Annotated in this window: 9 protein-coding genes and 1 pseudogene; 1 reads left to right on the top strand and 9 read right to left on the bottom strand. The window is 66.8% G+C overall.

The genetic code is table 11. The annotated features are described in order from the left end of the window. The 5 genes and pseudogenes from V7053_RS17025 to rpsF all read right to left on the bottom strand — a co-directional run. A pseudogene (locus tag V7053_RS17025) lies at positions 1–218 on the bottom strand (NADPH-dependent FMN reductase); the annotation flags it as partial. Between the two features lie 348 nt (positions 219–566). Beyond that, positions 567–1,019 carry a 50S ribosomal protein L9 gene (gene rplI, locus V7053_RS17020; RefSeq protein ID WP_334173455.1) on the bottom strand — a complete coding sequence of 151 codons (453 nt, stop codon included), beginning with the start codon at positions 1,017–1,019 and terminating at the stop codon, positions 567–569. Between the two features lie 19 nt (positions 1,020–1,038). After that, entirely contained in the window at positions 1,039–1,278 is a 240-nt protein-coding gene (rpsR, locus tag V7053_RS17015; RefSeq protein WP_010144869.1) for a 30S ribosomal protein S18, read from the bottom strand. Positions 1,279–1,340: 62 nt separating this feature from the next. After that, a complete protein-coding gene (locus tag V7053_RS17010) occupies positions 1,341–1,937 on the bottom strand; it encodes a single-stranded DNA-binding protein (protein ID WP_334173454.1) in 597 nt (198 codons plus the stop codon). A 61-nt stretch (positions 1,938–1,998) separates the two neighbouring features. Continuing rightward, positions 1,999–2,304 (bottom strand): 30S ribosomal protein S6, encoded by a 306-nt coding sequence (gene rpsF, locus V7053_RS17005; protein ID WP_334173453.1) that lies wholly within the window; start codon positions 2,302–2,304, stop codon positions 1,999–2,001. Positions 2,305–2,600: 296 nt separating this feature from the next. Between rpsF and V7053_RS17000 the strand changes: the two genes are divergently transcribed. Beyond that, the gene (locus V7053_RS17000; protein ID WP_334173452.1) at positions 2,601–3,275 is read left to right on the top strand and encodes a DUF1345 domain-containing protein; all 675 of its coding nucleotides are present in this window, start codon (positions 2,601–2,603) and stop codon (positions 3,273–3,275) included. Between the two features lie 3 nt (positions 3,276–3,278). Here V7053_RS17000 and V7053_RS16995 read toward each other — a convergent pair whose 3' ends face one another. The 4 genes from V7053_RS16995 to V7053_RS16980 all read right to left on the bottom strand — a co-directional run. Beyond that, positions 3,279–4,568, bottom strand: a complete 1,290-nt coding sequence (locus V7053_RS16995; RefSeq protein WP_334173451.1) for a M18 family aminopeptidase — start codon at positions 4,566–4,568, stop codon at positions 3,279–3,281. Between the two features lie 42 nt (positions 4,569–4,610). Then, positions 4,611–5,342, bottom strand: a complete 732-nt coding sequence (locus tag V7053_RS16990; RefSeq protein WP_334173450.1) for a glutamine amidotransferase — start codon at positions 5,340–5,342, stop codon at positions 4,611–4,613. Positions 5,343–5,444: 102 nt separating this feature from the next. Further along, positions 5,445–6,311, bottom strand: coding sequence for a MurR/RpiR family transcriptional regulator (locus tag V7053_RS16985; protein WP_334173449.1), 867 nt, complete (start codon positions 6,309–6,311; stop codon positions 5,445–5,447). Positions 6,312–6,408: 97 nt separating this feature from the next. Beyond that, on the bottom strand, positions 6,409–7,164 hold a 756-nt coding region (locus V7053_RS16980), incomplete at its 5' end, for an aminotransferase class I/II-fold pyridoxal phosphate-dependent enzyme (protein WP_334173448.1).

The following is a 7,164-nucleotide window of genomic DNA, read 5'->3' as shown; positions in this document are numbered from 1 at the left end:
GCGAGAGCCTCCGCGAGCCTCGGAGCGGCGTAGCCCGTCACGAAGTTGTTGGCGACGTCGACGGCGAGGTCCCGCAGCTCGTAGACGCTCACCCGCGTCTCGATGCCGAGCTCGGCTGCGCGGCGCACGGTTGCGTCGGCGAGCTGGTCGGCGAGAAGCCGGCTCGACGACGGCGTCCCCAAGCCCGCCGAGACGACCACGATATTCTTCGCACTCATGTGTCCGCGCTCCCTTCCGGAGGTTCATGCATTTGCATCTACCTCCACAACCAAAGAGGTCCGGAACCTATTCCCCAACTCGGGTACGCCAACTCACCCCCCACCCCAACTCGGGTACGCCAACTCGGCGTGGCGCTTCTGCACCTGAAACGTCGGAGATGGTCAGTATGTGTACCCGAGAGTGCCCTTGAGGAGAGTTTGTGCACCCGAAACGTGTTAAAGGGGGTGTATCTGTACCCGAAACGGGGAGGGAGGGGCAGAGGGAGGGAGATAGAGAGCGAGGGAGGGCCCCCGCCAGAATCGGCGGGGGCCCTCCCTCTGTTCACTAGCCATCAGGATGGCGCGGCACTACTTCGCGGCGACAACCTGAAGGTTGATCGTTGCGGTGACCTCATCGTGCAGTCGCACGGTGACGTCGTAGTTGCCCGTGGCCTTGATGTGGCCCGGGAGGACGATCTTGCGCTTGTCGACCGAGCCGAGGCCTGCGGCCTCAACTGCGGAGGCGACGGCCTCGGTGCGGACGGTGCCGAAGAGGCGACCTTCCTTGCCGGCCTTCACTTCGAGGCGCACCGGGGTCTTGGCGAGAGCAGCAGCCTGCTCCTGCGCGGCCTCGAGCGTCTTGTGGGCCTTGGCGGCACGCGCGGCGTTAATCGCCTCGACGTGTGCCTCGCCACCACGCGTCCAGCGCAGCGCAAAGCCACGCGGGAAGAGGTAGTTGCGGGCGTAGCCGTCCTTGACCTCGACAACGTCACCAGGCGTGCCGAGTCCGGTCACTTCCTGGGTGAGGATGATCTTTGCCATGGTTATTCAGCTTCCCTTCTCAGCCGCGGCCAGCGCCGGAGTAGGGGAGCAGGGCAACCTCGCGGGCATTCTTGATCGCCTGAGCGATCTTCCGCTGCTCCTGCACGGTCACGCCGGTCACTCGGCGGGCGCGGATCTTGCCGCGGTCCGAGATGAACTTGCGCAGCAGGGCGACGTCCTTGTAGTCGATGACGGTGATGTCAGCGGCCTTCAAGGGGTTGGACTTTGGTTTCGGCTTGCGGATTTCAGCCTTAGCCATCGTGGAGCTCCTTTTGTCTCGCGGAGCCCGTGGTCATGCCACGGGATGGTTGATGTAAGTGATCAGAAGGGCGGCTCGGAGTCAGGGCCAGTGCCCCAACCACCCGAGTTGCTGACGCCCGGGGTCGCCCACGGATCGTCATTCTGCGCGCCGCCGCTCCAGCCGCCCGAGCCACCCTGGTTCTGGGAACCCTGGTTGCCGCCGAAGCCGCCGGAGTTGCCGCCGCCGAAGTTTCCTCCGGCATTGCCGCCACCGTAGTTGCCCCCGCCGAAGTTCCCGCCCTGACCGCCGGAGCGCTGGGTGCGGTTCACCTTTGCAGAGGCATAGCGCAGGCTCGGGCCGATTTCGTCGACCTCGAGCTCGATGACGGTGCGCTTCTCGCCTTCCTTGGTCTCGTAAGAACGGCTCTTCAACCGGCCGCTGACGATCACGCGCATGCCCTTGGTGAGGGATTCTGCGACGTTCTCTGCAGCCTCGCGCCAGATGGACGCGCGGAGGAACAGGGTCTCCCCGTCCTTCCACTCGTTCGACTGACGGTCGAAGGTACGCGGCGTGGAAGCCACCGTGAAGTTGGCCACGGCAGATCCGGACGGCGTGAACCGGAGTTCCGGGTCGTTCGTCAGATTGCCGATGACCGTGATCGTGGTTTCGCCTGCCATGCTGCCTCCTGGTCCGAGCCTTGGACGTTCTTACGGATGAGCGAAGGGATTCACGCCAAGACTACTTGGCGGAAACCTTCTGGTCTTCGGGGCGGATGATCTTGGTGCGCATGATCGTCTCGTTGAGGTTCAGCTGACGATCAAGCTCCTGGGCCGTAGCGGGCTCAGCAGTGAAGTTGACGACGGCGTAGATGGCCTCGTTCTTCTTCTTGATCTCGTAGGCCAGACGACGACGACCCCAGATGTCCACCTTGTCGACGGTTCCACCGTCGGTGGTGATCACACTCAGGAACTTGTCCAGCGACGGCTGCACGGTGCGCTCGTCGACCTCGGGATCGATGAGGACCATCAGTTCGTAAGCACGCATGTGTGAACCCACCTCCTTTGGGCTAAGCGGTTGCGGTCTCTCCGCAACAGGAGGTTCATTTGCGTTCGTCTGCGCCCGACGGGCTTCTACCACCCGGCCGCAGCACAGACTTCACTATGTTACCGGATCCCAGCCGGTGACCCTGCCGGACCTACCCTCCCCTTCCGGTGACCACCACGCTATAGCCGCAGCGCGTCGTCGTCGGTCCTTCGCTGGCGTGCTGTGGACGACACGCCGTCGTAGTCCATGTGGAGGAACAGTCAGGGCTCGTCAAGGGCCAATGGGAGGATCGCCTCATGACGTCACAGCCCGCTTCGACCCGCTCGACCCGAGCCGTTTCAGCCAGCCGCCGCATGTGGACGATGCTCGCGGTCGGCGTTGTCGCGGCCGTCCTCACCGGCCTCTTCTCCTCGTGGTGGCATGCTCCCGCCGCAGGCTGGGGCGCGGCGGCTCTCCTCTACGACATCTGGGTCCTGTCGAGGATCCTTCCGATGAATGCGGAGGAGACCAGAAACCATGCCCGCCAAGAGGATCCGCGCCGGGGGACCCGGGACCTGCTCATCCTGTGCGCGAACGTGGCCGCAATCGGCGCCGTCGTCATGGTCATGGTCTCGGGGAACCAGGCCAAGGGTGCGGCGAAGGTGATCCTGGCCCTGCTCGCGGTCCTCGTCGTCGCGGCATCCTGGCTCCTGCTGCACACGATCTTCATCCTGCGCTACGCAGAGGTCTACTACGCGCGAACCCCCGGCCGAGGCGTCGAGTTCAACCAGGAGCAGCCTCCCAAGTACACCGACTTCGCCTACCTCGGCTTCACCCTGGGAATGACGTTCCAGGTTTCGGATACCAACCTGACCACCACTCAGATCCGCATCGAGGCGCTCAAGCAGGGCATCCTCGGCTACGTCTTCTCGACCGTCATCCTCGCCGCGACGATCAACCTCGTCATCGGGCTCGCCACCCAGAGCGGCTGAGCGTCAGCTGACGAAGAAGCGTTCCGCAACGAGCGCGAGCCGCCACGGGTCCTGCACGCCCGCGAGCTCTCGCGCCGAGTGCATCGAAAGAAGCGGAACGCCCACGTCCACGGTCCGGATTCCGAGCCGGGTCGCCGTGAGCGGGCCGATGGTGGAGCCGCACGGAACGCCGTTGTTCGAGACGAACTCCTGATACGGCACCTCGGCCTCCGCGCAGAGCCGTGCCCAGAGGGCCGCGCCGGCAGCGTCGGTCGCGTACCGCTGCTGGGCGTTGATCTTGAGCAGCGGTCCGCCGTTGAGCACCGGTCGGTTCGCCGGATCATGCTTCTCGGGATAGTTCGGGTGGATCGCGTGCCCGGCGTCCGCGGACACGTGCCAGGACGCGGCGAAAGCACGACGGCGGTCGGTCGCCGTCGCGCCGAGTCCCTCGCCGACGCGTGCCAGGACGTCCTCGAGGAAGGGCCCGGATGCCCCGGAACGTGTCGAGGAGCCGACCTCCTCGTGGTCGAACGCGGCAAGGACCGGGATGACAGGATCGCCTGACCACTCGCCCGTCTCCTCGAACACCCGGGCGAGCGCCGTGAGCCCGGCGTGGACCGACGACAGGTTGTCGAGCCGGCCGGAGGCGAAGAACTCGCCCTCGGCTCCGAAGACGGCTGGCTCCTGCGCATCCGCGACCACGAGGTCATACCCGCCCACGAGCCCGGGATCGACCCCGGCCTCACGCGCGACGACGCCGAGCAGGTCGGCTGCCCCCGCATCGCCCAGGCCCCACACGGGGTTCATGTGGCGCTGCCGGTCGAGTTTGAGTCCGTCGTTGACCGAGCGGTCGAGGTGGATCGCGAGCTGGGGGAAGCGCAAGAGGGGGCCGGTCGCGACGAGGTGCTCGCCGCCGTCGACCGTCACCACCCGTCCCGCGAGCCGCAGCTCCCGGTCAAGCCACGAGTTGAGCATCGGGCCGCCGTAGACCTCGACTCCGGCCTGAAGCCAGCCGAACGCCCCTGTGGTCGGCTGGGGTTTGAGCTTGAACGACGGCGAATCGGTGTGCGCACCGACAATCCGGAACGGTGTGAGGGGGCCCGCGCCGTCGGGCACAATCCACGCAATGAGCGCGCCGTCGCGCACCACCGCGTAGCCGCCAGGCTCCGTCGGCCATTCCTCGGTCTCGGAGAGAACTCGGAACCCGACCTCCGCCAGGCGGCGCGCGCCGTCGTTCGCTGCGTGGAAGCTCGACGGCGAGGCGACGACGAAGCGGCCGAGATCCTGGGCATGGCGATGGGCAGCGGTAGGCATGAGCCGAGTCTAGCCAGCGGCCCTCGGCGCGGCGTCGGCACGTCAGCGGGCGTAGCGCTCCACAAAGTTCCGCAGGATCCGCTGCGGTTCGTACACGTGGGCTTCCCGCGCCCGCTGTTTGACTGCGTCCGCCTCGTCCGGATGGAAGTAACCCGAATGCCGGTAGGCATCGATGCGGCGTTCGAGGCCGGGGAGATCGAGCTCGGGATGGAACTGGGTCGCATAGAGGTTGCGTTTGAAGCGGAACATCTGGACAGGGCAGTTCGCCGAACCCGCGAGCAACGCGGCGTTCGACGGGAGCGTTCGCACGGCCTCTTTGTGACCGACGAAAGCGTCGAAGGAAGGCTGCAGGCCCGCGCAGAGAGGATCGACGAGCCCGGCCGGGCTCAGCCTCACCCGCACCGGGCCGACGGGCTCGCCGAAACGGCGGTCCACTACCGCGCCCTCGTGCTGTCCGAGCAGCCCGACGCCGTAGCAGGCGCCGAAGAACGGGAAGTCCTCGTCGACGATGCGGTCGAGGAGCTTGCCGATCTCGGCCTCGACACGGAGCTGATCGGCGCTCTTCTCCTCCACCGGATCCGAGGCTGTGAACGGGCTGCCACCGAGGATCACGCCCGAGAACTCCTCGAGTTCGATCTCCGGGAGAGGGCCCGCCTCGGCGCGCACCCGCCGGAGTTCGTCCGGAGCGAGGCCGCCGTATTCGCAGAAGGCGCGGTACTCGTCGTCGGCAACGACGTCGTGGTCGCGCGAGGCGAGGAGCAGGAATGGACGCATGCGCCTCATTCTGCTCCGCGCGCTCGGCGGCGGGGAAGTGGGATGCCTCGGTCCACTGGGACGAACAGGCTTTGCGTGCGGACGCCTGGGAGAGCGGCCGGTTCAGTCCTCGTAGTAGACGTGGAAGTCCGCCAGCAGCTGCTCGTCGACCAGAAGCTCTTGGCGGCTCCGGGCGCCGGTATGCAGCGCGACGGCCGTGGCCAAGGTCTGGGCGACTGACGTGAACACCGACAGCGAGCGCAGTATTGTCACTCCCTCGGTTTCTACGAAGAACGTCGTGTCGGCAAGGCGGGCGAGGGGCGAAGCCGGGTCATCCGTGAGGGCGATCGTCGCAAGGCCGCGGTCTCTGGCATGTTCGAGGGCGCGGACCGTGTCGGCTGTGTAGCGGCGGATCGAGATGGCTACGAACACCCCCTCGGGATCGAGGTCGCGGAGCTGGTCGACGAACATGCCCGCCGAGGGGGAGATCTGCTCCACGCGACGGCGCACGAGTCTGAGCAGGTAGCCCAGCAGCTGGGCGATGGGGGCACATTTCCTCAGGCCCATGACGTAGACGGCCGACGCCTCCGCCAAAGTCTTGACTGCGTTGTCCCATTCCGCCTGGGAGATGCGGGCGTACGTGCGGGTGAGGTTGTCCTTCTCGTGCTCGAGCACGGCGGCGAAGAGCGACTGCTGCCCCGTGTGCTGCTGGGCGCGTTCGAAGCGCGAGACGAGGTTGGCCTGGCCGGAGAGGTGCTCGCGGCACAGCCGCACGAGGGCCGGATACCCTTTGAGCCCGAACATTGTGGCGAACCTGACCAGCGAGGACTGGTTGACGCCCGCCACCTTGGCGGTCTCGGCGATGCTGCGCAGCGCGGTTCCCTCCGGATCGGAAAGGACGACGGTCGCGATCCGCCGCTGGCCCGGAGCGAGACCGGGCATGCGCTCCTGGAGCTCGGCTCGGAGCTCCTCGTAAGTCGCTGCAGCCAAAGGCGCTGGCCCCTTCCTCTGGAACGCAACGGATGCGGCCCTCGCCGCAATTGTAGTTGCGGGGAGGGGCGCCCCCGATGCCTCTCGGGACGCGGGTTCAGGAGGCGAGCTCGCCGAGGGCGGAGCGGAGTTGCGCCAGGGAGGCTGCGATCCACGGCAGCTGGAGCGGGTCCTCGGCGCGGAGCGCCTCCCAACGCTGCTGCTCGCTCGTGCCGTAGAGCAGGCTGGTGGCCACTCGCGCCCGGAGTGCCGACGGGTCGTCGCCGAAGGCTGCCCCCGGGAGGACGCCGACGGCGTACTGGTCAAGGAGGACCGAAGCGAGCTCCTCCCCGGTCCGGATGCCCTTGCGGGCCAGGGCGGCGCGGATCGGTTCGAAGTCGGGATAGATGTAGAACCCGGCTTCGGGCCGACGGCACTGGGCGCCGACAGCGAGGAACTCTTCGTACACGGCGTTGGCGACGGCAGCATGCAGACGGGTGGAGAGTCGGATGTGCTTGCTGACTGCGTCCGGCTCGGAAAGGACATAGGCAGCGACCGCCTGCATCGGGGCGGCGAGGCTTGACCATACCTCGCTCGCGATGCCGACCATGTCCTGCAGCACCTGGTGCCCCCACCCGTTGCTGGGGACGCGGGCGAAACCGATGCGCCATCCGCCCAAAGCCAAGGACTTGGACAGGCCGGTAGTGACAATCGTGCGCGACTCCAGGTATGCGGTCGCGGAGGGCGCCGTCCTGCCTGAGTGCACTGTCTGGGCATAGATCTCGTCGGAGATGACCGCGAGCTCGTACTTCTCGGCGATCCGGCAGACCTCACGCACGGCTGCTTCGCTCGCAACCGTTCCGGTGGGATTGTC

The sequence above is a fragment of the Sinomonas sp. genome (genome assembly GCF_036848755.1).
Lineage (GTDB): Bacteria > Actinomycetota > Actinomycetes > Actinomycetales > Micrococcaceae > Sinomonas.
The sequence above is the reverse complement of the archived record's forward strand: the minus strand, read 5'-3'. Positions and strand labels throughout refer to the sequence as shown.